Annotated in this window: 26 protein-coding genes and 1 tRNA gene; 14 read left to right on the top strand and 13 right to left on the bottom strand. The window is 53.0% G+C overall.

All coding sequences use genetic code 11. The features are described 5' to 3' along the window. Positions 1 to 60 precede the first annotated feature (60 nt). The 8 genes from OGV77_RS20990 to yejF all read left to right on the top strand — a co-directional run bounded on the left by OGV77_RS20990 (position 61) and on the right by yejF (position 10,136). On the top strand, positions 61 to 1,047 hold the full coding sequence (locus OGV77_RS20990; protein WP_047409913.1) for a CobW family GTP-binding protein: 987 nt from the start codon (positions 61 to 63) through the stop codon (positions 1,045 to 1,047). A 28-nt stretch (positions 1,048 to 1,075) separates the two neighbouring features. Continuing rightward, positions 1,076 to 1,795: a phosphatase PAP2 family protein gene (locus OGV77_RS20995; protein ID WP_087051315.1), complete on the top strand. Its 720-nt coding sequence runs from the start codon at positions 1,076 to 1,078 to the stop codon at positions 1,793 to 1,795. Positions 1,796 to 2,208: 413 nt separating this feature from the next. Then, positions 2,209 to 2,778, top strand: coding sequence for a bifunctional murein DD-endopeptidase/murein LD-carboxypeptidase (gene mepS / locus OGV77_RS21000; RefSeq protein ID WP_003027474.1), 570 nt, complete (start codon positions 2,209 to 2,211; stop codon positions 2,776 to 2,778). Between the two features lie 173 nt (positions 2,779 to 2,951). Continuing rightward, on the top strand, positions 2,952 to 4,511 hold the full coding sequence (locus OGV77_RS21005) for a cyclic di-GMP phosphodiesterase (RefSeq protein WP_043016987.1): 1,560 nt from the start codon (positions 2,952 to 2,954) through the stop codon (positions 4,509 to 4,511). Between the two features lie 99 nt (positions 4,512 to 4,610). After that, the gene (locus OGV77_RS21010) at positions 4,611 to 6,425 is read left to right on the top strand and encodes an extracellular solute-binding protein (RefSeq protein WP_043016988.1); all 1,815 of its coding nucleotides are present in this window, start codon (positions 4,611 to 4,613) and stop codon (positions 6,423 to 6,425) included. Beyond that, positions 6,426 to 7,520 carry a microcin C ABC transporter permease YejB gene (locus tag OGV77_RS21015; RefSeq protein ID WP_043016989.1) on the top strand — a complete coding sequence of 365 codons (1,095 nt, stop codon included), beginning with the start codon at positions 6,426 to 6,428 and terminating at the stop codon, positions 7,518 to 7,520. Next, on the top strand, positions 7,520 to 8,545 hold the full coding sequence (locus OGV77_RS21020) for an ABC transporter permease (RefSeq protein ID WP_043016990.1): 1,026 nt from the start codon (positions 7,520 to 7,522) through the stop codon (positions 8,543 to 8,545). Before OGV77_RS21015 ends, OGV77_RS21020 begins: the two co-directional genes overlap by 1 nt. Before the next feature lies 1 nt (position 8,546). Continuing rightward, positions 8,547 to 10,136, top strand: coding sequence for a microcin C ABC transporter ATP-binding protein YejF (gene yejF / locus OGV77_RS21025; protein WP_087051314.1), 1,590 nt, complete (start codon positions 8,547 to 8,549; stop codon positions 10,134 to 10,136). A gap of 3 nt (positions 10,137 to 10,139) precedes the next feature. Here yejF and OGV77_RS21030 read toward each other — a convergent pair whose 3' ends face one another. The 3 genes from OGV77_RS21030 to rsuA all read right to left on the bottom strand — a co-directional run bounded on the left by OGV77_RS21030 (position 10,140) and on the right by rsuA (position 12,731). Further along, positions 10,140 to 10,484: a YejG family protein gene (locus OGV77_RS21030; RefSeq protein ID WP_087051313.1), complete on the bottom strand. Its 345-nt coding sequence runs from the start codon at positions 10,482 to 10,484 to the stop codon at positions 10,140 to 10,142. A 333-nt stretch (positions 10,485 to 10,817) separates the two neighbouring features. After that, positions 10,818 to 12,008, bottom strand: a complete 1,191-nt coding sequence (locus OGV77_RS21035) for a Bcr/CflA family multidrug efflux MFS transporter (RefSeq protein WP_087051312.1) — start codon at positions 12,006 to 12,008, stop codon at positions 10,818 to 10,820. A gap of 15 nt (positions 12,009 to 12,023) precedes the next feature. Beyond that, positions 12,024 to 12,731: a 16S rRNA pseudouridine(516) synthase RsuA gene (gene rsuA, locus OGV77_RS21040; protein ID WP_087051311.1), complete on the bottom strand. Its 708-nt coding sequence runs from the start codon at positions 12,729 to 12,731 to the stop codon at positions 12,024 to 12,026. Positions 12,732 to 12,882: 151 nt separating this feature from the next. On the opposite strand from rsuA, the gene radD reads away from it, so the two are divergent. After that, positions 12,883 to 14,643, top strand: coding sequence for a DNA repair helicase RadD (gene radD / locus OGV77_RS21045; protein ID WP_087051440.1), 1,761 nt, complete (start codon positions 12,883 to 12,885; stop codon positions 14,641 to 14,643). Positions 14,644 to 14,767: 124 nt separating this feature from the next. Further along, positions 14,768 to 15,052 (top strand): 50S ribosomal protein L25, encoded by a 285-nt coding sequence (gene rplY, locus OGV77_RS21050; RefSeq protein ID WP_003027502.1) that lies wholly within the window; start codon positions 14,768 to 14,770, stop codon positions 15,050 to 15,052. Between the two features lie 101 nt (positions 15,053 to 15,153). Here the strand turns inward: rplY and yejK are convergent, their stop codons facing one another. Then, the gene (yejK, locus tag OGV77_RS21055) at positions 15,154 to 16,161 is read right to left on the bottom strand and encodes a nucleoid-associated protein YejK (protein WP_043016995.1); all 1,008 of its coding nucleotides are present in this window, start codon (positions 16,159 to 16,161) and stop codon (positions 15,154 to 15,156) included. A gap of 134 nt (positions 16,162 to 16,295) precedes the next feature. On the opposite strand from yejK, the gene OGV77_RS21060 reads away from it, so the two are divergent. From OGV77_RS21060 to narP, 4 genes are all read left to right on the top strand, one after another. Further along, complete coding sequence (locus tag OGV77_RS21060) at positions 16,296 to 16,523, top strand: YejL family protein (RefSeq protein ID WP_003027506.1); 228 nt, start codon at positions 16,296 to 16,298, stop codon at positions 16,521 to 16,523. A 31-nt stretch (positions 16,524 to 16,554) separates the two neighbouring features. After that, positions 16,555 to 18,315, top strand: coding sequence for an LPS biosynthesis-modulating metalloenzyme YejM (gene yejM, locus OGV77_RS21065; RefSeq protein WP_043016996.1), 1,761 nt, complete (start codon positions 16,555 to 16,557; stop codon positions 18,313 to 18,315). A 74-nt stretch (positions 18,316 to 18,389) separates the two neighbouring features. Next, positions 18,390 to 18,466 (top strand) — tRNA-Pro (locus tag OGV77_RS21070). Between the two features lie 207 nt (positions 18,467 to 18,673). Further along, positions 18,674 to 19,321, top strand: coding sequence for a nitrate/nitrite response regulator protein NarP (narP, locus tag OGV77_RS21075; RefSeq protein ID WP_016153764.1), 648 nt, complete (start codon positions 18,674 to 18,676; stop codon positions 19,319 to 19,321). A gap of 96 nt (positions 19,322 to 19,417) precedes the next feature. On the opposite strand, the gene OGV77_RS21080 is transcribed toward narP, so the two are convergent. The 9 genes from OGV77_RS21080 to napC all read right to left on the bottom strand — a co-directional run bounded on the left by OGV77_RS21080 (position 19,418) and on the right by napC (position 26,367). Further along, complete coding sequence (locus OGV77_RS21080; protein ID WP_087051310.1) at positions 19,418 to 20,467, bottom strand: cytochrome c-type biogenesis protein CcmH; 1,050 nt, start codon at positions 20,465 to 20,467, stop codon at positions 19,418 to 19,420. Then, positions 20,464 to 21,021: a thiol:disulfide interchange protein DsbE gene (gene dsbE / locus OGV77_RS21085; protein ID WP_080626298.1), complete on the bottom strand. Its 558-nt coding sequence runs from the start codon at positions 21,019 to 21,021 to the stop codon at positions 20,464 to 20,466. The genes OGV77_RS21080 and dsbE overlap by 4 nt, the downstream gene beginning before the upstream one ends. Further along, positions 21,018 to 22,973, bottom strand: a complete 1,956-nt coding sequence (locus OGV77_RS21090) for a heme lyase CcmF/NrfE family subunit (RefSeq protein ID WP_047409894.1) — start codon at positions 22,971 to 22,973, stop codon at positions 21,018 to 21,020. Before OGV77_RS21090 ends, dsbE begins: the two co-directional genes overlap by 4 nt. Next, positions 22,970 to 23,449 carry a cytochrome c maturation protein CcmE gene (gene ccmE / locus OGV77_RS21095; RefSeq protein ID WP_080626297.1) on the bottom strand — a complete coding sequence of 160 codons (480 nt, stop codon included), beginning with the start codon at positions 23,447 to 23,449 and terminating at the stop codon, positions 22,970 to 22,972. The genes OGV77_RS21090 and ccmE overlap by 4 nt, the downstream gene beginning before the upstream one ends. Beyond that, entirely contained in the window at positions 23,446 to 23,658 is a 213-nt protein-coding gene (ccmD, locus tag OGV77_RS21100; protein WP_016157004.1) for a heme exporter protein CcmD, read from the bottom strand. The genes ccmE and ccmD overlap by 4 nt, the downstream gene beginning before the upstream one ends. Beyond that, a complete protein-coding gene (locus OGV77_RS21105; RefSeq protein ID WP_043017001.1) occupies positions 23,655 to 24,392 on the bottom strand; it encodes a heme ABC transporter permease in 738 nt (245 codons plus the stop codon). The genes ccmD and OGV77_RS21105 overlap by 4 nt, the downstream gene beginning before the upstream one ends. Positions 24,393 to 24,467: 75 nt before the next feature. After that, positions 24,468 to 25,127 (bottom strand): heme exporter protein CcmB, encoded by a 660-nt coding sequence (gene ccmB / locus OGV77_RS21110; protein ID WP_003027542.1) that lies wholly within the window; start codon positions 25,125 to 25,127, stop codon positions 24,468 to 24,470. Next, on the bottom strand, positions 25,124 to 25,744 hold the full coding sequence (gene ccmA, locus OGV77_RS21115) for a cytochrome c biogenesis heme-transporting ATPase CcmA (protein WP_087051309.1): 621 nt from the start codon (positions 25,742 to 25,744) through the stop codon (positions 25,124 to 25,126). The genes ccmB and ccmA overlap by 4 nt, the downstream gene beginning before the upstream one ends. A 20-nt stretch (positions 25,745 to 25,764) precedes the next feature. Beyond that, positions 25,765 to 26,367, bottom strand: a complete 603-nt coding sequence (napC, locus tag OGV77_RS21120) for a cytochrome c-type protein NapC (RefSeq protein ID WP_006683729.1) — start codon at positions 26,365 to 26,367, stop codon at positions 25,765 to 25,767. Between the last annotated feature and the right edge of the window lie 4 nt (positions 26,368 to 26,371).

Consider the following 26,371-nt stretch of genomic DNA (forward strand, 5'->3'; position numbering starts at 1 on the left):
CCCCGTTTTTCGCCAGGATTGTTAAATGCCATTACGGTAATTTATGATTCTGGAGTAAATGTGACTAAAACCAATCTCATCACTGGTTTTCTCGGCAGTGGCAAAACCACCTCTATTCTTCATCTATTGGCGAACAAAGATCCCGCAGAGAAGTGGGCCGTGCTGGTCAATGAGTTTGGCGAAGTAGGCATCGATGGCGCACTGCTGGCCGACAGCGGCGCACTGCTAAAAGAGATCCCCGGCGGCTGTATGTGCTGCGTTAACGGTCTGCCAATGCAGGTAGGCCTTAATACGCTGCTGCGTCAGGGAAAACCCGACCGTCTGCTGATTGAACCCACCGGCCTCGGACATCCCAAACAGATTCTGGATTTACTCACCGCGCCGGTTTACGAGCCGTGGATCGACTTGCGCGCAACTCTCTGTATCCTTGACCCCCGCCTGTTGCTGGATGAAAAAAGCGTCGCCAATGACAATTTCCGCGATCAGCTGGCCGCCGCAGATATCATTGTTGCCAACAAAGCCGACCGGGCCACGATGGAAAGCGAAAATGCCCTGCAAAGCTGGTGGCAACACTACGGCGGCAATCGCCAGTTGGTTCATGCCGACCATGGGAAAATTGACGGGCAGCTACTGGATTTACCCCGACTCAACCTTGCGGAGCTTCCGACAAGTGCGGAGCATAATCATCGTCATGCCGACAAAAAGGGGCTGGCGGCGTTGAGTCTTCCGGCGCAGCAGCGCTGGCGGCGCAGCCTGAACAGCGGTCAGGGCCATCAGGCCTGCGGCTGGATTTTTGACGCCGATACGGTATTCGATACCATCGGTCTGCTGGAGTGGTCGCGTCTTGCTCCTGTTGGGCGCGTGAAAGGTGTAATGCGTATAAAAGAGGGACTGGTGCGCATTAACCGCCAGGGAGACGACTGGCACATTGAGACGCAAAACGTCGCGCCGCCGGATAGTCGTATTGAACTCATCTCCGATACCGAGACCGACTGGAATGCGTTACAGAGCGCATTGTTGAGACTTCGTTTAGACGCCAGCGCGTAAGGTTGCCTTCGTTTTATAGCAATGGTAAATGACGATGAAAACCCGATACCCTCTTATCCTCCTGCTTAATATCGCGGGCCTGGCGCTGTTTCTTTCCTGGTATCTTCCTGCCGGGCATGGGATCTGGTCTTCAATAGATACGGGCGTTTTCCGCTTCTTTAATCAGAAGCTGGTGGAAAGCCCGCTATTCTTATGGATTGTTGCTATTACCAATAACCGGGCATTTGATGGCTGCTCATTGCTGGCAATGGGCGCATTGATGCTGCATTTTTGGCTGAAAGAGACGTCGGAAGGTCGCCGACGCATTGTCGCTATTGGTCTGGTTATGCTGCTCACCGCAGTGGTATTAAATCAGTTAGGTCAGGCGCTTATTCCGGTTAAACGCGCCAGCCCCACTCTGATGCTGGATAATATTTACCGCGTCAGCGAACTGCTGCATATTCCGACCAAAGATGCGTCCAAAGACAGTTTCCCCGGCGATCACGGTATGATGCTGCTTATTTTTTCCGCATTTATGCTGCGTTATTTCGGAAAAACCGCCGGAATAATCGGCCTTATTATTGCTGTGGTTTTTGCCTTCCCGCGAGTAATGATTGGTGCTCACTGGCTCACCGATATCGTGATCGGTTCCATGACGGTCGTCCTGATTGGTCTGCCCTGGTGGCTAATGACGCCTTTAAGCGACCGATTAGTGACTCTGTTTGCGAATTACCTGCCGGGCAAAAACAAACAATTTTTAAACAAATAACGCAGAGTAATTAACATCATCAGGGATACTTCTGATTCCCTGATGATGCTTACTGATATTTCATCATTGTGGCTGTCATTCTCCTGTCATCTCATTCACGTTAAAAATGAGTTAGTTGCGTCTTTTTTACCCCAATTGTTCTTAATTTATACAATACCGATTATTCACTTTCTGTATCAATTTTTCTTATAAGAAATCACGTAAAATCACTCGCAATGACCGGAACGATCGGGTAATCTCGAACTCGTTTTGCCTCGCGGGATAATTATTCTCTTTATGAATAAATTTGTGCGTTCTGCCACAGATTTGACCTTAAAGAATTGTCTCATCGTGCGAGGGTAATTAGTCTCGTCACGTTTGGCATTTTTTATAACGATATTTATCGTTAAGGACTTCAAGGGAAAACAAACAAAATGGTCAAATCTCAACCGATTTTGAGATATATCTTGCGGGGCATACCCGCGATAGCAGTTGCGGTTCTGCTTTCTGCATGTAGCACAACGAACACCGCCAGGAATATGCATTCTGAGACGCATGCTGTGGGCAATGGAGATAACTCTTCACTGCAAGCCTCTCAGGATGAATTTGAAAATATGGTGCGTAATATCGATGTTAAATCACGTATTATGGACCAGTATGCTGACTGGAAAGGCGTGCGTTACCGCCTTGGCGGCAGCACCAAAAAAGGTATTGATTGTTCAAGCTTCGTACAACGTACGTTCCGTGAGCAATTTGGTTTAGAGCTTCCTCGCTCAACCTACGAACAACAGGAAACGGGTAAATCCGTTTCGCGCACTAACCTGCGCACAGGCGATCTGGTTCTGTTCCGTGCTGGTTCCACCGGCCGTCACGTCGGTATTTATATCGGCAACAACCAGTTCGTACATGCCTCGACCAGCAGTGGCGTTATCATTTCCAGCATGAACGAACCTTACTGGAAAAAACGTTACAACGAAGCTCGCCGGGTCCTGAGCCGCAGTTAATTTCGTTTGGCAGCTATCCCTTGGCTATCCTGATGAGACATATTGAAAAGCACTGCTTCGGCGGTGCTTTTTTTTTGGCTTCGCCTCGTGACTAAGAAAAATCTCACAAGGTGAGTCATTTCAGGTTATATTCATACAGAATAAGCGCTTAACTCAGGTAAACATAAGGAACTATGTTCAGACGCTCCTCTTCATCCGGTCGGAAAATCCTGCTTTCCTGTATGTTAACGGGGCTTATCGTCGCGCTCCTTGTGAGTACCCTGCAATTTTTCGTGACCTGGCATAAACGAGACGTTAAGTACGACACGCTCCTTACCGATATCCAGAATTATGTCAGTAGCTACTTTGCCGATCTCCAAACCACCACAGATGCCCTTCAGCCACTGGTCGCCAACAGTTGCCAACAAGTCGGCGCTAAACTGACCTCCAGCGCGGCCTTTAGCCTCAACGTCCGCGCATTTTTACTGGTCAAAAACGGCATTGCTTTCTGCTCCTCCGCAACGGGTTCAATGTTCACCCCGATTTTAGATCTGGTCCCAAGCCTTGATATCAGCAGAACTATTGACGTGGAATTACTCCCCGGCACGCCCATGATGCCGAACAAGCCGGCGATAATGATTTGGCACCGCAACCCATCGTTTACTGACAGCGGCGTGTTTACCTCACTGAATATTAATCTGGCTCCTTACCTGCTTTATACCGCCCGACAGGATGATTTTGACGGCATTGCCATCGTCGTCGGTGATAACGCAATTTCGACATTTTCATCACGGATTATTGATGTCTCCGCCCTGCCTAAATCTCGCTGGCGGCAGGCGAGTCTGGAAGGTATCCCGCTACAGATTCGTTTATATGCCGATGAGTGGACCTACACCGACGTCTGGTATTCGATTATGTTGGGGTGTATGGCGGGGATTATTGCCGCTCTTCTTCTCTGGTATTACATCTACACCATCCGTTTACGCCCGGGCAAAGATATCCTCAACGCTATCAAACATAACCAATTTTATGTGGTGTACCAGCCCGTTGTAGAGGTGCAAACGCTCGAGGTGAAAGGTGCCGAGGTGTTATTACGCTGGAATCATCCGACAACGGGTGAAATCCCGCCGGACGCCTTCATTCACTACGCCGAATCACAGAAAATGATTGTCCCGCTGACCCAGCATCTCTTTAAGTTGATTGCGCAGGACGCGCCGATGCTGCAAAAAGTCTTACCCGCTGGCGCAAAATTGGGGATCAACATCGCGCCAACGCATCTGCACGGCGAAACGTTTAAAGACGACATTCATCGCCTGCAGGCTTCGCTTCCCGCAAACCATTTCCAGATGGTGCTGGAAATCACCGAACGGGATATGCTCAATCAACACGAGGCCACGAAGCTATTTGAATGGCTTCATTCAGCAGGTTTTGAAATTGCCATTGACGATTTTGGCACCGGTCATAGCGCACTGATTTATCTGGAACGCTTTACCGTTGACTATCTGAAAATCGATCGCGGCTTTATTAACGCCATCGGAACAGAGACCCTGACCTCTCCGGTTCTGGACGCTGTGTTGACACTCTCTAAGCGTCTTAATATGCTGACGGTTGCTGAAGGGGTTGAAACGCCTGAGCAAGCCCGTTGGCTGCGCGATCGTGGGGTGCATTTTTTCCAGGGATACTGGATTAGCCGACCATTAAAGCTTGCTGATTTCGTGCGTTGGATGGCACAGCCCAATAAGCCGACGTGGTGATCGCAGTATGCGAATCATAAACTCTCACTCGCCGCTACATCCCTTATCTTTCAGGCATGATGCCCGTCGGGTTGTAGCAGGAAAAGGAAATCGCTTTTAATGATCCCTCGCGTATTGCTTCTGTTCATCGCCCTCATCGGGTTTAGCGCCGAGGCGCAGTCCATCAAAGAAAGCTATGCTTTTGCCGTACTGGGCGAACCGAAGTACGCGTTTAACTTTAATCACTTTGATTACGTGAACCCTGCTGCCCCCAAAGGCGGGCAAATCACCCTCTCCGCCATCGGCACCTTCGATAACTTCAACCGCTATGCGATGCGCGGTAACCCCGGTGCACGTACCGAAACGCTTTACGACACGCTGTTTACCACCTCCGACGACGAACCTGGCAGCTACTATCCGCTCATCGCCGACAGCGCACGCTATGCTGACGACTATTCCTGGGTAGAAATCGCCATCAATCCGCGGGCGCGTTTTCACGATGGCTCCCCCATTACCGCCAGCGATGTCGCATTCACCTTCCACAAATTTATGACTGAAGGCGTGCCGCAGTTTCGTCTGGTCTATAAGGGAACAACGGTAAAAGCGATCGCGCCATTAACCGTACGCATTGAATTAGCCAAGCCGGGTAAAGAGGACATGCTCAGCCTGTTTTCATTACCCGTGATGCCAGAGAAGTACTGGAAAGATCATAAGCTCAGCGATCCCTTATCATCGCCTCCGCTCGCCAGCGGCCCTTATCGCATCGCGAAATGGAAGATGGGTCAGTATATAGTCTATTCACGCGTCAAAGATTATTGGGCCGCGAACCTGCCAGTTAACCGCGGGCGCTGGAACTTTGATACCATTCGCTACGACTACTATCTGGATGACAACGTCGCCTTTGAAGCGTTTAAGGCTGGGGCGTTTGACCTGCGTCTTGAAAACGATGCCAAAAACTGGGCAACGCGTTATACCGGGAAAAATTTCGCCAATCATTACATCATCAAAGATGAGCAAAAAAACGAATCCGCCCAGGATACCCGCTGGCTGGCATTTAATATTCAGCGACCGGTGTTCAGCGACCGGCGGGTGCGGGAAGCCATCACGCTGGCCTTTGATTTTGAATGGATGAATAAAGCGCTGTTCTATAACGCCTGGAGCCGGACCAACAGCTATTTTCAGAATACCGAATATGCCGCGACAAAATACCCCGATGCGGATGAACTGGTGATACTCGCGCCTTTGAAAAAAGATCTCCCCCCTGAGGTCTTTAGCCAAATATACCAGCCGCCAAAATCAAAAGGCGATGGCTACGATCGTGACAACCTGTTGAAAGCCGATACCTTACTGGAACAGGCCGGATGGGTCTTAAAGGGACAGCAGCGCGTAAACAGCACCAGCGGTAAACCTCTGAGCTTTGAACTGTTGCTCCCGGCGGGCAGCAACAGTCAGTGGGTGCTGCCGTTCCAGCACAACCTGCAGCGCCTGGGCATTACAATGAATATCCGCCAGGTGGATAACTCACAAATCACAAACCGCCTGCGCAGTCGCGACTATGACATGATGCCAAGGTTGTATCGCGCAATGCCGTGGCCGAGCTCCGACCTGCAAATTCTTTGGGCCTCTGACTATATTGACTCCAGCTATAACGCTCCAGGAGTGCAAAGCCCGGTGATTGATAAACTGATCGGTCAGATCATCGCGGCACAAGGTGATAAAGCCAAGCTGATCCCGCTGGGCCGCGCACTGGACAGGGTATTAACCTGGAACTACTACATGTTGCCGATGTGGTTCATGGCAGAGGATCGCATTGCATGGTGGGATAAATTTTCGCATCCTGCTATTCGCCCAATTTATACTATTGGCCTCGACAACTGGTGGTATGACGTCAATAAAGCGGAGAAGCTGCCCGCAGCCAGGCGGCAGGGAGAATAAATGGGCGCTTATCTGATTCGACGTCTGCTGCTGGTGATCCCAACGCTTTGGGCCATCATCACCATCAACTTTTTTATCGTGCAAATCGCCCCCGGCGGCCCGGTTGAGCAGGCCGTCGCCGCTATTGAGTTCGGGCAAAGCGGGGCATTACCCGGCGCGGGCAGCGAAGGCGTTCGCGCCAGCCACGCGCAAACCGGCGTTGGAAACATCAGCGACAGTAATTATCGAGGCGGACGGGGTCTGGATCCGGAGGTTATCGCCGAAATCACTCGCCGCTACGGGTTCGATAAGCCTATTCATGAGCGTTATTTCAAAATGCTCTGGGACTATGTTCGTTTCGATTTCGGCGATAGCCTGTTTCGTAGCGCCTCAGTGCTGACGCTTATCAAAGACAGCCTGCCTGTTTCCGTTACGCTTGGGCTGTGGAGTACGCTCATCATTTATCTGGTGTCGATCCCGCTTGGGATCCGCAAAGCGGTACACAATGGCAGCCGATTTGATGTCTGGAGCAGCGCATTTATTATTATCGGCTATGCCATACCGGCCTTTCTGTTTGCCATTTTGCTGATTGTCTTTTTTGCCGGGGGAAGCTACTACGACCTGTTCCCGCTTCGCGGGCTGGTTTCCGCCAATTTTGACTCCCTGCCCTGGTATCAGAAAGTGACCGACTACCTTTGGCATATTACCCTACCGGTGCTGGCGACGGTGGTTGGCGGGTTTGCCGCGCTGACCATGTTGACCAAAAACTCATTTCTGGATGAGGTACGCAAGCAGTATGTCGTCACCGCGCGCGCCAAAGGTGTCAGCGAGAAAAATATTCTGTGGAAACATGTGTTTCGCAATGCCATGTTGCTGGTGATCGCTGGCTTTCCGGCGACGTTTATCAGCATGTTTTTTACCGGCTCACTGCTGATTGAAGTGATGTTCTCGCTTAACGGTCTGGGACTTCTGGGTTATGAATCCACCGTATCACGCGACTACCCGGTGATGTTCGGCACGCTCTATATTTTCACCCTGATCGGTCTGCTGCTGAATATCCTCAGCGACATCAGCTATACGCTGGTCGATCCCCGTATTGATTTTGAGGGACGCTAATGTCGCGATTAAGCCCCGTTAATCAGGCTCGCTGGGCGCGCTTTCGCCACAACCGTCGCGGCTACTGGTCGCTGTGGATTTTTCTGGTGCTGTTCGGTCTTAGCCTGTGTTCAGAACTGATTGCCAATGATAAGCCGCTGCTGGTGCGCTACGACAATAGCTGGTATTTCCCGCTGTTCAAAAACTACAGCGAAAGCGATTTCGGCGGACCGCTGGCGACCCAGGCTGATTATCAGGATCCGTGGCTACAGCAACGCCTGGAAAACCAGGGCTGGATCCTGTGGGCACCAATCCGCTTTGGGGCCACCAGCATTAACTTTGCCACCGATAAGCCCTTCCCTTCCCCGCCTTCGGCACAAAACTGGCTGGGCACAGACGCCAATGGCGGTGACGTGCTGGCGCGGATCCTCTACGGCACACGTATTTCTGTCCTGTTTGGATTAATGCTAACCCTGTGCTCCAGCGTGATGGGGATCATGGCTGGCGCAATCCAGGGCTACTATGGCGGCAAGGTGGATCTGTGGGGGCAACGATTCATTGAAGTTTGGTCAGGAATGCCAACGCTGTTTCTGATCATTCTGCTGTCGAGCGTGGTCCAGCCTAACTTCTGGTGGCTGCTGGGCATTACCGTGCTGTTTGGCTGGATGAGCCTGGTTGGCGTGGTGCGCGCGGAGTTTTTACGTACCCGAAACTTTGATTACATTCGTGCCGCTCAGGCGCTTGGCGTAAGCGATAGCAGTATTATTCTGCGTCATATGCTGCCCAACGCGATGGTCGCCGCCCTGACATTTTTACCGTTTATATTATGCGCCTCGATAACCACCCTGACCTCGCTGGATTTTCTTGGGTTCGGTTTACCGCTTGGCTCGCCATCGCTCGGAGAACTCCTGTTGCAGGGTAAAAACAACCTGCAGGCACCGTGGCTTGGGATCACCGCGTTCATCTCCGTCGCTCTGCTATTATCGCTACTGATCTTCATCGGTGAAGCAGTACGCGACGCGTTCGATCCCAATAAGGCGATTTAAGATGACACAACCGCTGTTAGCTATTGAGAATTTATCGGTAGGTTTTCGCCAACAAGAGACCGTGCGCACCGTCGTCAACGCCCTCTCACTGCGGGTTGATGCCGGACAAACTCTGGCGCTGGTGGGTGAATCTGGTTCGGGTAAAAGCGTGACCGCGCTTTCTATTTTACGGTTATTACCCTCCCCTCCGGTAGTCTACCTTTCCGGCGACATTCGTTTTCATGGAGAATCATTACTTCACGCCAACGAGCAGACGCTTCGCGGCGTACGAGGGAATAAAATCGCCATGATTTTCCAGGAGCCGATGGTGTCACTGAACCCGCTCCACAACCTGGAAAAACAGCTTTATGAAGTGCTGTCGCTGCATCGGGGGATGCGTCGCGAGGCTGCACGGGCCGAGATTCTGACCTGTCTGGATCGCGTTGGCATCCGTCAGGCGGCCAAACGTCTTGCAGACTACCCGCACCAGCTGTCCGGCGGTGAACGCCAGCGTGTGATGATCGCCATGGCGCTGCTAACACGACCGGAGCTGCTTATTGCCGATGAACCGACCACCGCGCTGGACGTTTCGGTACAGGCGCAGATCCTGCAGTTGCTGCGAGAGTTGCAGCGTGAGCTGAACATGGGATTACTGTTCATCACCCACAACCTGAGCATTGTGAAAAAGCTGGCCGATACCGTTGCAGTCATGCAAAACGGCCAGTGCGTTGAGCAAAATCGAGTAGCACAGCTGTTGGCTGCGCCAACGCATCCCTACACGCAGAAATTGTTAAACAGCGAACCTTCCGGCGATCCGGTGCCTGTACCTGCTGGGCAAGCTCCGCTGCTGGAAGTGGAGAAACTCCGCGTCGCCTTTCCCATCCGCAAAGGTATTCTGAAGCGCGTGGTGGACCATAACGTCGTCGTTAATAACGTCAGTTTTTCCCTCCGGCCCGGTGAAACGCTGGGGCTGGTTGGGGAATCTGGATCGGGGAAAAGTACTACCGGGCTGGCGCTGCTGAGACTTATCACCTCACAGGGTAGCATTGTGTTCGATGGTCTGGCGCTACATACCTTAAATCGTCGCCAGCTGTTGCCGGTCCGTCACCGCATTCAGGTGGTTTTTCAGGATCCCAATTCCTCGCTGAACCCGCGCCTGAGCGTGCTACAGATTATTGAGGAGGGGTTACGCGTTCATCAGCCAACCCTGTCAGCCGAACAGCGCGAAGCGCAGGTGAAAGCGGTAATGGCGGAAGTGGGTCTGGATAGCGAAACGCGGCATCGTTATCCGGCGGAGTTTTCCGGCGGCCAACGTCAACGTATAGCCATTGCCAGAGCGTTGATTCTCAAGCCTTCCCTGATCATTCTGGATGAACCAACATCGTCGCTCGACAGAACCGTACAGGCGCAAATCCTGACGTTGTTAAAGTCGTTACAGGAAAAGCATCGCCTGGCTTATATCTTTATCAGCCATGATTTGCACGTAGTACGCGCGTTATGCCATCAGGTTATTGTACTAAGGCAGGGAGAGGTCGTGGAACAAGGACAATGCGAGCACGTATTTAACGCGCCACAACAGGCATATACGCGTCAGCTGCTTGCGCTAAGCTGACGCTCAAAACGGATTGTTATTTGAAAACGGCTCTGCGATAGCCACGCCGAAATTTTTCAGCCTGCAGGTCGCGGCAAATTCATCCTGACGATTCACAAACAGGCACGGCTCTCCTTCGCATTCCAGTACAGAACAAGGTACCTCAATGTCGCTGAGGGCCTGGCTGAGTTTATGCATGACTGACCATGCGCTGTCACCATCAGGGCTAAGCAATTTGAGCGCCACCAGGCTGTTCTCATTGCTCTGACCGTTGTGCGGAATCGGTTCAACTTTTGAACCTGCGAAACCCACCGACCAACGATAGCACTGCGGCAGACGATGAACGATTGAGAGTTGTAATGTCATCACTTTCTTTCCCTGGAAGTACAATTACTTCACAATTATTTTACATCAATATTAACACATCATTGACAATACGTCTTTAAACAGTTGGTAAACGTTTACACCCTGTCGTTATGCCGTTTTCCGAACCCACTATTTAAATTTATTCAACGGTTCTGGCATATTTCCGCGCTATATGTACTCGTTTCTGCGATCTAACTCAACCTTTTTAACTACAATGATGTGACTTTTTACATAAATTGATTTTACATAAAATAAACATAAGCAGGGGAAATGATAGATTTGCGGTTGATGTACATCAACTCTGGAGGCCTTATGACCCCCAGGTTGTGTAATAGATCACCGTTTTTTGGCGCGACTGGCGTAGAGATAGAAGAGAATTGAACTGGTAGCGCAAAACGCTATCGACCATATCATTGGCCAGGCCGAGTTAAAGGTTGCCAGAGATAACAGCGCCCCAACGATAGCGCCAATGCCGAAGCGGAATGTCCCAGCCAACGATGACGCCGTTCCCGCCATATGCGGAAATTCATCCAGAATAACCGCCATGGCGTTGGATGACACCATCGACACACAGCCAACGAACACCGCAACACCCAGCACCAGCGCCCAGAAACCAACCCCGAACAGTGCGCTAAAGACCATCCAGCCCGCCATCACGAACTGGATCCACAGGCCGGTACGGAACATATTCAATGCGCCAACCCGACGAACAAAGCGGCTGTTGATGATGGTCATCACGAACAGGAAAACAATATTCAGCGCGAAGTAATAACCGAAATGCTGCGGCGAAACGTGGTTGATCTCAATATAGACAAAAGGTCCCGCGCTCAGGAACGAGAACATCCCGGCAAAGCTGAACCCACTGGCCAGCATATAGCTCAGTACGCGTTTATGGCGAAACAGCGAGGCAAAATTGCCAAGAGTAGTACGCAGGCGAAACGGCTGACGACGCTCTACCGGTAAGGTCTCTTTAATCAGCGTAAAGATCATCACCGATGCCAGAATAGCCGCCACGGCGAGGATCCAAAAGATGTAGTGCCAGCTCAGCCATACCAGCACCCAACCGCCTACGATGGGCGCTAACAGCGGCGCAATTGTCGTGACCAGCATGACAAATGACATCATGCGTGAAAACTCTTCCTTCGGATAGATATCGCGCATCAGGGCGTTGATAACCACGCTCGCCGCCGCAGCCGCCAGACCATGGAAGAAACGCATGACGATCAGTTGATCGATAGTTTGCGCCAGCGCACAGGCAACTGCCGCCGCCGCAAATACCAGCGTCCCGCCCAGAATAACCGGCTTGCGCCCAATGCTGTCAGCCATTGGACCATACAGCAACTGCCCCACCGCGAACCCAAGAATATAGGTGCTGAGGGTCATCTGCGCGCTACCTGCAGGCACACCAAACTGTTCAGAGATAACAGGCAGCGCCGGAAGATACATATCAATCGACAACGGCATCAGCATGGCTAATAAGCCAAGGATAAAGACAATGGCAATTGACGAGTTCTGCCGGGTGGTCACATTTAGCTCCTGAAATTAACGCGGGGTTAAGTTAACGCTGGCGATTTCTTCTTCAGTCAACGGACGGTATTGACCCGGCTCCAGATCATCATCAAGCCTGATGTCACCAATCCGTTCACGGTGCAGTTCCACAACGTGGTTACCCACGGCGGCAAACATACGTTTAACCTGATGATAGCGCCCTTCACTGATGGTCAATCGCACCTGAGTTGGCGTAATGACTTCCAGCACGGCCGGTTTGGTCAGGTCTTTTTCGTTATGCAACTGTACGCCACGGGCAAACTGTTCGGCGGTATCGTCTGCCACTGGCGACTCCAGCGTCACCAGATAGGTTTTCTCACAATGGTGACGTGGCGACGTGATGCGATGCGACCACTGTCCGTCATCGGTCATCAGCACCAGTCCGGTAGTGTCGATATCCAGACGCCCTGCCGCATGCAGTTTGTAGGCAACCGGTTCATCAAGGAAATAGAGGACCGTCGGGTGATCGGGGTCATCCGTTGAGCAAACATAACCCTGAGGCTTATTCAGCATAAAATAGCGCGGGCCATTTTGCTGAGCCAGGGAATTACCGTCATATTCTACGTCGTGTTCTGGCAGCAGCTTAAAAGCGCTATTTCTGACGATTTCACCGTCTACGGTAACGCGGTTAGCACGGATCTCACGCCCGGCAATAGCGCGGCTGACGCCGAGTTGCTGAGCGATAAATTTATCAAGTCGCATGAGTGTGATTTTTGCCTGTAAAAATACGAGAAGCGGGTTTGCGCCCGACAAGTTGGACTATTATCCGCCCAGTATAGCGGCGTTACACCATCCCTCAAGGGAAATGATTCATGGCATACTATACATTGTTGCTGTTTACCTTAATGAGCCCATGATTTTTACTCTTCGCCCGTACCAAAAAGAAGCCGTGGACGCCACGCTCAACCATTTTCGCCACCACCGCACGCCGGCGGTTATCGTCCTGCCAACTGGCGCAGGCAAAAGCCTGGTGATAGCGGAACTGGCCCGCGTGGCACGTGGTCGCGTGCTGGTACTGGCACACGTCAAAGAACTGGTCGCGCAAAACCACGCCAAATATTGCGCGTTAGGGCTGGAGGCCGATATTTTTGCTGCCGGGCTGAAGCGTAAAGAGAGCCACGGAAAAGTGGTGTTTGGCAGCGTACAGTCGGTGGCGCGTAATCTGGACGCCTTTCAGGGAGAGTTCTCGCTGCTTATCGTCGATGAATGCCATCGCATTGGCGATGATGAAGAGAGTCAGTATCAGCAAATCCTCACTCACCTGACTAAAGTAAATCCCCACTTACGCCTGCTCGGGCTTACCGCCACGCCTTTTCGTTTGGGTAAAGGCTGGATTTATCATTTTCATTATCACGGTATGGTGCGCGGCGATGAAAAAGCGCTGTTTCGCGACTGCATTTATGAATTACCGCTGCGTTACATGATTAAACACGGCTACCTGACGCCGCCAGAACGCCTCGACATGCCGGTAGTACAATATGACTTCAGCCGCCTGCAGGCGCAGAGTAACGGCCTGTTTAGCGAAGCGGACCTGAATCAGGAATTGAAAAAACAGCAGCGAATAACGCCGCATATCATCAGCCAGATTGTCGAGTTTGCCCAGACGCGCAAAGGGGTGATGATTTTCGCCGCCACCGTTGAGCACGCCAAAGAAATTCTGGGCCTGCTGCCCGCTGACGACGCCGCGCTAATCACCGGAGATACGCCAGGCGCTGAGCGCGACGTGCTGATTGAAGAGTTCAAAGCTCAGCGCTTTCGCTATCTGGTGAATGTGTCGGTCCTGACCACCGGCTTCGATGCCCCGCACGTCGACCTTATCGCTATTCTGCGCCCAACAGAGTCAGTTAGCCTTTACCAACAAATTGTCGGTCGTGGGCTGCGCCTTGCTCCGGGTAAAACCGACTGTCTGATCCTCGATTACGCCGGCAACCCACACGATCTGTACGCGCCGGAAGTGGGAGCGCCGAAAGGAAAAAGCGACAACGTTCCGGTACAGGTATTCTGTCCTGCCTGCGGGTTTGCCAACACCTTCTGGGGCAAAACAACGGCTGACGGCACGCTGATTGAACATTTTGGCCGCCGCTGCCAGGGATGGTTTGAAGATGATGACGGCCATCGCGAACAGTGTGATTTTCGTTTCCGTTTTAAAAACTGCCCACAGTGCAATGCGGAAAATGATATCGCCGCCCGCCGTTGTCGGGAGTGCGACACGGTGCTGGTCGACCCGGATGACATGCTGAAAGCCGCGCTCAGACTCAAAGATGCGCTGGTTCTGCGCTGTAGCGGTATGGTGTTACAAAATGGCCTGGATGAAAAAGGCGAATGGCTGAAAATCACCTATTACGATGAGGATGGCGCCGACGTCAGCGAACGCTTTCGCCTGCACACTCCCGCGCAGCGAACGGCCTTCGAACAACTGTTTATTCGCCCGCACACCCGAACGCCTGGCATTCCCTTACGCTGGATAACCGCCGCCGATATCCTCGCCCAGCAGGCGCTGTTACGTCATCCTGATTTCGTGGTGGCGCGTATGAAAGGTCAGTACTGGCAGGTGCGTGAAAAGGTCTTCGATTATGAAGGTCGCTTTCGCCGGGCACATGAATTACGCGGTTAATCGTACTTTTGATTGATGTACCAGCCGTTTGAGTATAGAATCTCGCCCGCTTTTGCATACGCAAAGCAGATCACTTACCTGTTGCTGGGTCGCCTGTAGCAGGAATTATTAAAGAGAGATTTAAATGTTTACTATCAACGCTGAAGTACGTAAAGAGCAGGGTAAGGGTGCGAGCCGCCGCCTGCGTGCCGCTAACAAGTTCCCGGCAATCATCTACGGTGGCGCAGAAGCCCCGATTGCTATCGAACTGGATCACGATGCAGTTATGAACATGCAAGCTAAAGCTGAATTCTACAGCGAAGTTCTGACCATCGTTGTTGACGGTAAAGAAGTTAAAGTTAAAGCTCAGGCTGTACAGCGTCACCCGTTCAAGCCGAAGCTGTCTCACATCGACTTCGTTCGCGCGTAATCGCCTGGAAGTTGAAGAAAAACCCCGCCCCGGCGGGGTTTTTTTATGGGGTTTATCCGTGGGCCGGATAGGGCTTTACGCTGCCATCCGACATTCACGGTTTATTTCCCGCCCGACGTGCGACGCTGGAGCTGATCGCGCAGGTTCGGCGGCGTACCTTTGATGGTCAAGGTGTCCGTCGCCGGATCCCAGAAAATACGCTCGCCAAGTAACATGGCGTCGAAATTAATGGTTAACCCACCGCCGCTGCCGGCAAATTTGGTTAACTGACGCAACGTGCTGCGATCCGCCGGGAAGCTCTCTTCCAGCTCGTAGCCTTTATCAGCGGTAAATTCGCTGAAGCTAATTTCACTGACGCCGGAAAGCTCTTTGGACAGTGATTCCAGCTCAATCTCTTCACCAGCCTGCAACTGCTCGTTACAGTAGCTGTACACCTGCTGACGCACGTTCTGGCGTTCGGCTTTGTCGAGTTGCGCCTCATTGGTAAAGTCATCGACCGCCTGCAGCAGCCCACGGTTTTGCGCTTTGGCATTAAGACCTTCGCTGGCACCGAGGAAGTCCATAAAGAAATCGGCGACTTTGCGCCCTACCCGCCCTTTCAGAAACGTCAGATAGCGCGTGGACTCCGGGTTGGTTTCCCACTCGGTTAAATCAATACGCGCCACGATATCCGCATGATTGATATCCAGATAGTGCGTTGGGTTGATATCCAGATTTTCATTGACGCGCATACTGCTTAAATTGTTCAGCACGGCGACCAACAGATACTCTACCGCCAGATAGCGGTAATGGCAGAACAGAACAATACCGCCGTCGGCAAAAGGATATTTCGCCAGTTCGTCCCGCAAACGCCCTGTCGCTGCACGACTAAAGGCCAAAAAATCCTCTTCGCCCTGACGCTGTAAACGCAGCGTTTGCGCCAGTTCACTCTCTTCGCTAAACAGGCCATAAGCTTTATTCTTGGCGCTATATACCCGATGCAGCTCAGCCATCATATCGACAACGGTCGCTGTCGGTTCCAGTAATGAATCGCGCAAGACCAGCTCAAGGTTCTGCTCGTCGCGTTTGATAAGCTGGTGCAGGGCAATCTGGTTGATATCCAGACTCATGATAAACTCTCCTTTTAGACCGGGCGGTATTCAACCACCTGCCGGGCAGTGACGCAATAGAAGATAAAAAAGCAGAAAAAAAACTGTCCGTACGGTAATATGTTGCCCTTTCATGAACAGACTGATTTCGATTTATGCCACAAATTTCCCGCTATAGTGACGAACACGTTGAACAACTGCTGAATGAGATGCTCAACGTACTGGAAAAACATAAGGCGCCGACCGACCTTTCCCTGATGGTACTGGGAAATATGGTGACTAACCTTATCAATACAAGCATCGCACCGGCCCAGCGCCAGGCGATTGCCAACTCTTTTGCCCGCGCATTGCAGTCTTCGGTAAACGACGACCAAGCGCATTAAGAGCCTGCTCCGGGGAAACGAACAACAGTTTATGGTAACTCATCGTCAGCGCTACCGTGAGAAAGTCTCCCAGATGGTTAGCTGGGGGCACTGGTTTGCCTTGTTCAACATTCTGTTGGCCATGGTGCTCGGTAGCCGTTACCTGTTTGTCGCCGACTGGCCGACAACCCTTGCAGGTCGTGTATATTCCTACCTGAGCGTTGTCGGGCATTTTAGCTTTCTGGTGTTCGCCACCTATCTGCTGATCCTGTTTCCCCTGACGTTTATCGTCATGTCCCAGAGGCTGATGCGATTCTTATCAGCTATTCTGGCGACGGCAGGCATGACGCTGTTGCTCATCGATAGCGAAGTTTTCACCCGCTTCCACCTGCACCTCAATCCGATTGTCTGGGAACTGGTCATCAACCCTGACCAGAACGAAGCGGCGCGTGACTGGCAGCTGATGTTTATCAGCGTGCCGGTTATCCTGTTAATTGAAATGCTGTTTGCGACCTGGAGCTGGCAAAAGCTGCGCAGCCTGACGCGTCGTCGACATTTTGCTAAACCGTTAGCCGCATTCTTCTTCGTTTCCTTTATCGCCTCGCACGTGGTGTATATCTGGGCAGATGCCAATTTCTATCGCCCGATTACTATGCAGCGCGCGAACCTGCCGCTCTCCTACCCGATGACGGCACGTAAGTTCCTGGAAAAACATGGCCTGCTGGACGCGCAAGAGTATCAGCGTCGCCTGATCGAACAGGGCAATCCGGAAGCGGTTTCCGTGCAATACCCGCTTAGCGAACTGCGCTATCGTGATATGGGCACTGGTCAGAACGTCCTGCTGATCACCGTCGACGGCCTGAACTACTCACGCTTTGAAAAGCAGATGCCTGCGCTGGCTGAATTCGCCGGGCAAAATATCTCCTTTACGCGTCACATGAGTTCCGGCAACACCACGGATAACGGGATCTTCGGCCTGTTCTACGGTGTCTCACCAAGCTACATGGACGGCATTTTGTCGACCCGAACGCCTGCGGCGCTGATTTCTGCACTGAATCAGCAGGGTTATCAGTTAGGGCTGTTCTCCTCGGATGGCTTTACCAGCCCGCTTTATCGCCAGGCGCTGCTGTCAGATTTCTCCATGCCGAGCGTGCAAACACAATCTGATGAACAAACCGCAAGCCAGTGGATTAACTGGCTGGGACGCTACGCGCAGGAAGATAATCGCTGGTTCTCGTGGGTCTCCTTTAACGGCACGAACCTTGATGACAGCAACCAGAAGAACTTTGCCAGACGCTATGCCAACGCCGCTCAGGATGTGGATGCCAACATCAACCGCGTGCTTAGCGCCCTGCGCGACTCCGGCAAACTGAACAACACGGTGGTGATTATTACCGCAGGACGCGGTGTGCCGCTGACGCAGGAAGAGAACAATTTTGCCTGGTCACGCGGTCATCTGCAGGTGCCTCTGGTTATTCACTGGCCGGGAACGCCTGCCCAGCGCATCAATAGCCTGACCGATCATACAGACCTGATGACAACGCTTATGCAGCGCCTGTTGCACGTCAGCACGCCAGCTAACGAGTACTCGCAGGGGCAGGATCTGTTCAATGCAACCCGCCGTCATTACTGGGTTACCGCCGCCGACGGCAGCACGATGGCCGTTACCACGCCAGAAATGACGCTGGTGCTGAATAACAACGGTAATTATCAAACCTATGATTTACGCGGCGAGAAAATAAAAGATCAGAAACCACAGCTAAGCCTGCTGCTACAGGTTCTGACGGACGAGAAACGATTTATCGCTAACTGATTAATTATAAATCAGTTAGCGAAGCATCCTCTTGCATTCGCAGCGGAAAGCAGTAGTATTAGCAGCCATAGCGTCGGCACGTAGCGCAGCCTGGTAGCGCACCGTCATGGGGTGTCGGGGGTCGGAGGTTCAAATCCTCTCGTGCCGACCAAAAATCCCGGAAAAACCAACCCTTGTGGTTGGTTTTTTTATGTCTGCGATTCCGTCTTCCTGAGTATTACCACTACCTTCAGCACAGGTTTTACTACTTACCCATGCACAAATTGGGGTAAAATTTATCCTCTCATCAGCGTGATGAATCTGGACGATTGATGCGCTGAAAACAATAATGATACTAATAAAAACTCAGGAGAATAGTATGCCTGAAGCAACGCCTTTTCGGGTGCTGATTGTTGACGACCACCCACTAATGCGGCGAGGAATTAGTCAATTATTGCAACTGGATCCCGCATTTAACGTAGTCGCGGAAGCGGGTGATGGTGCCAGCGCTATCGATCTGGCAAACCGCCTGGACCTTGATGTGATCCTGTTAGATCTCAATATGAAAGGGATGAGCGGACTGGATACCCTGAATGCGCTGCGCCGGGATGGCGTCACTGCGCAAATTATTATTCTTACCGTTTCGGATGCCGCCAGCGATGTGTACGCCCTAATTGATGCCGGCGCGGATGGTTATTTGCTTAAAGACAGCGATCCTGAAGTCCTGCTGGAGGCCATTCGCAGCGGAGCCAAAGGCGGTAAAGCTTTTAGCACACGCGTCAGTGAATATCTGCGCGAACGCGACCTGTTCGGCGCTCAAGAAGATCCGTTCAGCATTCTCACCGAACGTGAACTGGATGTGTTGCATGAGCTGGCTCAGGGGCTGTCGAATAAACAGATTGCATCGGTGCTGAATATTTCCGAACAGACGGTGAAGGTGCATATTCGCAACCTGCTGCGCAAACTGAACGTGCGCTCTCGCGTTGCTGCCACCATCCTGTTTTTGCAAACGCGCGGCATGCAGTAATCAATGAGATGCCGGATGGCGACGCAGCAGCGTCTTATCCGGCCTACAAAGCCCGCACAGGCCCGAAAGCAACACGCCTTCGGGCAATCTGGACTCTTACTTCTCCTGCGGCGTTAGCTGCTCCATCGCCTGCTTAATACTGCGTTCTATTACCGCCCGACGGGTATCGTTGGCGGGTAATAATTTCAGCATCATCTCCCACGCCGCAACCGCCTCGCCGAAGCGCTGCTGTTCAAAAGCGTTAAACGCGTACATGCTGAGAACCCGCACGTTAGCATGCTCGCCACGCACCAGTTGACGTAACAGCTCCCCTCCCCGACGGTTATCATCAGGATCGGATGAACGGGTCAGCGCTTCCGCGTAGCCCAGCGCCGCATCGCTATTTTTAGGATCCAGTCGATAGGCATTGGCATAGGCTTCAGTGGCTGTACTGGCGTTACCGAGTACCATGCCAATACGCCCAAGCATGATCCAGCCTTCAACATTTGCGGGATCGGCTTGTAAACGCGCGCGCAGTCCCAGCGCCAGACGTGTCATATCCTCTTCATTGAGCGGGTCAGCTTTCGGATCCAACGCGCGTTCCAGCAGGGCCGGAGCCTGAGCGGTGGCCTGCTGCCAGACCTGAACCTGCTTATAGCTGCCGATTTCATAATAGCTCACTGCGCCAACCACCAGCGCTACCACGATACCAGGCACAAACAGCCCAAATCCACCGCGCTTGCCTTCCGGAATAACGTCGTCAGGAAACGCTTCCTGTTTCACCCGGACACGTCGGCGGGTACGGGCGAAAATAATCCAGCCACCCAGACCAATCGCTACCACCGGCATCACCCACAGCAGCACGGTAAGCGGTGTTAAGGGTGGATCGTAAGTGACGAAGTTACCGTAGCGCGCCACCATATAATCAACAATTTCTTTCTGACTTTTCCCTTCCTGCATCAGTTCATACACTTTCTGGCGCAGGTCAGTGGCAATCATCGAGTTAGAATCGGCAATACTGTTGTTCTGGCATTTAGGACAGCGCAATTGTTCGGTAAGCTGACGGAACTGCTGCTCCTGCGCTTCATCCTTAAACTGCATCACGTCGATAGTCGCAAGCGCAGATCCCGAGATAACCAGCATCAGCAGGCCCAGTAAAAATCTCATTGCTTAGCCTCCTTACTGTACTTATCCCACAACGGTTTGATCTCGCTCTCCCACACCCGGGCATTCAGATCACCGGCATGGCGATAGCGAATAATGCCTTTGCCGTCGATCAGAAACGTCTCCGGCGCGCCGTACACGCCCAGATCCAAACCGAGCATACCGTCGCCGTCAAACAGACTTAATGCGTATGGATTGCCCAGCTCTTTCAGCCAGACAATAGCTTTCTGACGATCGTCTTTATAGTTCAGGCCCACTACCCGCACACCTTGCGCAGACAGCTGATTCAGATACTGATGCTCGGCGCGACAGGTCGGGCACCACGTCGCCCAGACGTTCAGCAATACTGGCTTGCCCTGCGTCAGCACATCGGCCTGATAGTGCTGACCCGGATTTTCCAGCGACTCCAGGCGGAATGTCGGAACAGGTTTGCCGATCAGCGCCGATTCCAGATTCGTGGGATCGTCCCCCTGAGCGTTACGCGCTAACTGCCACAGCAATGCCGCTGCAATAATGAGAAAAATAATAAACGGAATTAACAGTGCGTTGCGCTTCATACAGCCTCCGACGCATTTTTTTGCACCGCAGCGCGAGGACGTGTGCGCTGGCGATAGCGTGGATCAAACAGGCAGAACAACCCGCCCAGCGCCATCAGCAATCCTCCGGCCCAAATCCAGCGAATAAACGGTTTGTAGTACAGACGCACAGCCCATGCGCCGTTATCCAGTTCTTCCCCCAGCGCAGCGTACAGATCGCGTGTGAATCCGCCGTCAATTGCTGCTTCGGTCATCATCGAGCTGGTGCTGTTATAGAAGCGTTTTTCCGCATGCAGCGTGGCTTCCGGTTTGCCATCACGGGTAACGCCGATAATGGCAACGCCACCCCGGTAGTTTGGTCCGGTAATGTCTTTCACTTCGCGGAAAGTAAACTGATAGTCATGGATACTGACGCTATCACCTGCTTTCATGCGCACATCGCGTTCTACACTGTAGTTCTGGCTAAAGGCGATACCGACAATGGTAACCGCCAGCCCAACGTGACCCGATACCATGCCCCAGTAGCTGGCCGTCAGTTTTGTCCCGCGGGAAACACGCAGGTACGCTTCGGACATCGCCAGCACGAATATCCAGCACGCCATCGCCAGCCCCACCACCGTCATAGCGGCAATGCGATCTTCAAATAGCCACGGCAGCAGCAGCGACAGAACAAGCGTGGTGACAAACGCGATAATCAGTAACGTTTTCAATTTACGCGGTCGGTCGCGGCCCCAGCGCACTAATGGCCCAATCCCCAGCAGCAGTGCGAACGGCGCCATCAGCCAGGTGAACATAGTATTGAAGAACGGTTCGCCAATCGAAATGCTGCCCAGCCCCAACTGTTTGTGCACCAGTGGCAACAGCGTGCCCAATAGCACGACCAGCATGGCGGCAATCAGCAGGACGTTGTTGCCCAGTAGTAGCGATTCACGCGACCACAGCGCGTTGTTTACCCGTGAGCGAACCTTGTGACCGCGCACCGCAAACAGCAGCAGGGAACCGCCAATGACCAGCACCATAAAGGCCAGAATAAACATTCCGCGCGACGGATCGGAGGCGAAAGCATGCACCGACACCAGCACGCCGGAACGCACCAGGAAAGTACCTAACAGGCACAGCGAGAACGCACAGATTGACAGCAGCAGCGTCCAGGCTTTAAAACTGGCACGCTGTTCAGTTACCGACAACGAGTGCATCAGCGCCGTCCCCACCAGCCATGGCATAAATGAGGCGTTCTCAACCGGATCCCAGAACCACCAGCCGCCCCAGCCCAGCTCGTAATAGGCCCAGGCCGAACCGAGCACAATGCCCAGCGTCAGAAACACCCAAGCCGCCAGCGTCCATGGACGAGAAAAACGGGCGAAGGTACTGTCCAGTCGTCCGCTCATCAGCGCGGCAATCGCAAACGCAAAGGCTACAGAGAAGCCGACATACCCCATGTACAGCAACGGCGGATGGAAAATCAGCCCCGGATCCTGCAATAGCGGGTTCAGATCGCGCCCTTCAATAGGGAAGTCAGGTAACGTGCGGGCAAACGGGTTAGAGGTAAACAGAATAAACAGCAGGAAGCCAACGCTCACCATCCCCATCACCGCCAGTACGCGGGCGACGATATCCAGCGGCATACGCTGACTGAACGCCGCAACGGCGAACGTCCAGCCGCTCATCAGCAGCACCCATAGCAGCAGTGAACCTTCATGCGCGCCCCACGTCGCCGCCACCCGATACCAGACCGGAAGCTGGGTATTGGAGTTACTGGCTACATAGGTGACGGTAAAGTCATTAACCACGAAAGCGTTGACCAGAATCAGGAACGCCCCCATCACGCAGATAAACAGAATCCAGGCAAAGGGCCGCGCGGAGGCCATCATCCGCACATCACCGCGCGCTACGCCCCACAGCGGATAGACCGACAGCAGTAATGCAACGCCAAGCGCAAGGCACAACAGCGCATTGCCAATTTCAGGCATCATGACGTTTTATCCTTATACACGCTTTCCGGACGACGGTGGTTTTCCTGCATCGCCTTTTCGACTTCCGGCGGAGTGTAATTTTCATCATGTTTGGCGAGCACTTCTTTGGCCTGCACATGATTTCCATTGTCCAGCTCGCCCTGAACGACGACGCCCTGCCCTTCGCGGAACAGATCCGGCAGAATGCCTTCATAAGTTACATCCACCACACCTTCGGCGTCGTAGATGCTGAAATTCACCTTCAACGACTGCGGATCGCGCTTCACGCTACCGGGCATGACCATGCCCCCCACGCGCAGGCGCTGACCGACTTCGGGCATCTGCTGCGTCTCGCGCTTACCGTAGAGTATCTCTCCCGGCGTATAAAATAGATCGATATTGGAACGCAGCGCGTAGAGCACCAGCGTAATGGTCAAAGCCAGACCCGCCAGGACCGCGCAGGCAATCCATAGCCGATTTTTACGTCGAATATTCACGCCGCCTCCCGTTGCACTTGCGCCGCACGCATGCGCGCTTCTCTCGCCCGCTGCTGCGCCACACCGCGTAAGATTGCGCGATGCTGTAACGCAGAATGCAGCACCAGCGCCACCAGTGGGATAACGCTCATGGCTACAGCCAGCCAGACATACAAGGCGTAACCGCCCATCGCGAAAAAATCACTCCATGATGCAAATGCAGGGGTCATTGGCGGCCTCTTTTTAAGATCAGTTCGCTCACCCACGGGCGGCGTTTTTCCATCATCAAAATCAGGTTACGCATGCGCATTAGCGCCAGCGTGACAAACAGTAACAGGTAGCCGACGATCGCCAGACGCAGCGGCGCGCGCATTGCCGGATCGATACTCTGCTGCATACGGGTTGACCCCTGATGCAGCGTATTCCACCACTCGACCGAGTAATGAATGATCGGTAAGTTGACCACGCCAATCAGCACCAGAATACCGGCAGCGCGACCTGCCAGACGACGGTCGTCAAAGGCATGCCACAGTGCAATGGCGCCAACGTAGAGAAACAGCAGCACCAGTTCCGAGGTGAGTCGGGCATCCCAAACCCACCAGGTTCCCCACATCGGTTTGCCCCATGCGGACCCCGTAACCAGCGCAATAAAGGTAAACACTGCACCAATCGGCGCCATCGCAGCCAGCGCCAGATTAGCCATTTTCATCTGCCAGACCAGGCCGATAAACGCGGCAACGGCCATCGAGGCGTAAATACCCATCGACCAAATCGCCGCCGGAACGTGCAGATAAATAATGCGATAGCTTTGCCCCTGCTGATAATCCGCCGGCGCGAAGCCAAAGCCCCAGATCCATCCTGTTATCAGTACCACCGCGCTGGCAATTGCCAGCCACGGGATAAACCAGCCACAGATCTGATAGAGCCGAGGAGGCATCGCCAATTGATGAAGTGTTTTCCACATAGTTCAGTCACCAGACTCCATAAATTAATATCCGTTTTGCCGGAGCGCCTTGCCCGGCCTGCACATCTAACTGCACTACTGCACGCTTATCCGTAACGCCGCGGCTGTGGCAAACGGGCTTAACGTAGCGCTGCCTACCAGCAACGCGCCCAGAATCGCCATGTACCCTTCGACCGGTAGGTGCATGGAAGCCGCATCCATCGCGGCGGTCGCAAAAATCAGTAAGGGTATGGTAAGCGGGAGTACCAACACGCTTAACAGCACGCCGCCGCGCTTTAAGCCCACCGTCAACCCCACACCCGGCGCGCCGAGAAAGCCCAGCGTCGGTGTTCCGAGTAACAAGGTCAGCGCCATAATTTTCCAGCCGTACATATCCATGCCCAGCAGCAGCGCCACCAGCGGCGAGAGGATTAACAGCGGCAGGCCGGTCACGACCCAGTGCGCCATCACTTTCGCCAGCACCACGGCCGGTAGCGGCAGCGGCAGCAGCATCAGTTGCTCAAGGCTGCCGTCCTGTAGATCATCACGAAACAGGCGTTCCAGCGCCAGCAACGACGCCAGCAGCGCCGCAACCCAGATGATGCCCGGCGCAATACGTGCCAGTAGCTGCGGCTCCGGCCCAATGCTCAGTGGGAACAGTGTGATAACAATCAGGAAGAACCATAAAGGATTAGCGATTTCCGCACTATGACGAAACGCAACCCGCAGTTCTAAACGGAAAATTCGCCACATCATTGCGTTGCCCTCTCGCTGGTCAGCGCAATACGTCGCACTTTATTAGTCTCGACATTGAGCGGTTGATGAGTGGTGAGAATAACAATACCGCCCTGCTCCGTATGCTGCGCCATACGCTGAGTCAGTCGCTCAACGCCGTTCACATCAATGGCGGTAAAAGGTTCATCGAGGATCCACAGCCGGGCGCGGGTCAGCCACAAACGAGCCAGCGCCACGCGCCGCTGTTGCCCGGCGGAAAGTTGGTTCACCGGGATATCTTCATATCCGGCAAGTCCCGCCTGCGCCAGCGCTGCCAGGCACTGTGCGATGTCGCCATCATGGTGGAAGAAACGCAGGTTCTCCAACGCCGAAAGCCGGGTTTTTATCCCCGGCTGATGTCCGATCCACAGCAATTGCTGATGGTAGCTGTCCCGTACGTGATGCAGCGGTTGCTCTTGCCAGCAAACCTCCCCTGCATCGGGACGCGCCAGCCCGGTAAGCAACCGCAGCAGAGTGGTTTTTCCTGCGCCGTTGCTGCCGGTAATTTGTACCCATTCCCCTGCGTTAACGCGAAATGACAAATCGCTGAACAGTATTCTGTCATCCCGCTCGCAAAGTAATTCTCTGGCTTCAAGCATACCTGGTTATCTACATCCTGTTAAAAGCCCGGTTTGACTTCGCGCATATCAGGCAGTTTGTGCGCTATCCCTTTATGACAGTCAATACAGGTTTGCCCGTCTTTCACGGCCTGGTCGTGCATTTTGGCCGCAACGCCTTTCTGGGCGGTTAAATCCATAAACTCGAAGTTGTGACAATTGCGACACTCTTGCGAATTATTATCTTTCATACGCCGCCACTCATTTTGCGCCATCGTCAGACGATGGTCTTCAAATTTTTGCGGTGTATCTATTAACCCCAGTGCTTTCGCGTACAGCTCTTTACTGGCCTTGATCTTACGGATCATTTTCGGAGCCCACTCATGTGGGACGTGGCAATCAGGGCAAGTTGCTCGCACACCACTGCGGTTGTTGTAGTGTACGGTTTCCATGTATTCCTGGTATACCGTATTGCGCATTTCGTGACAGCTAATGCAGAACTCTTCTGTATTGGCCTTTTCCATACCGGTATTAAAGCCGCCCCAGAAAATAATGCCGCCCACAAAGCCGATTAACAACAGCGTGCCGAGCGCCAGACGGCTGGGGCGACGCCACCATTGCCAGACGCGCTTAATCCAGCCTGGTTTACGGTTAGAATTTTCCATAATG

The organism is Citrobacter sp. Ce129 (assembly GCF_030334545.1).
Lineage (GTDB): Bacteria > Pseudomonadota > Gammaproteobacteria > Enterobacterales > Enterobacteriaceae > Citrobacter > Citrobacter europaeus.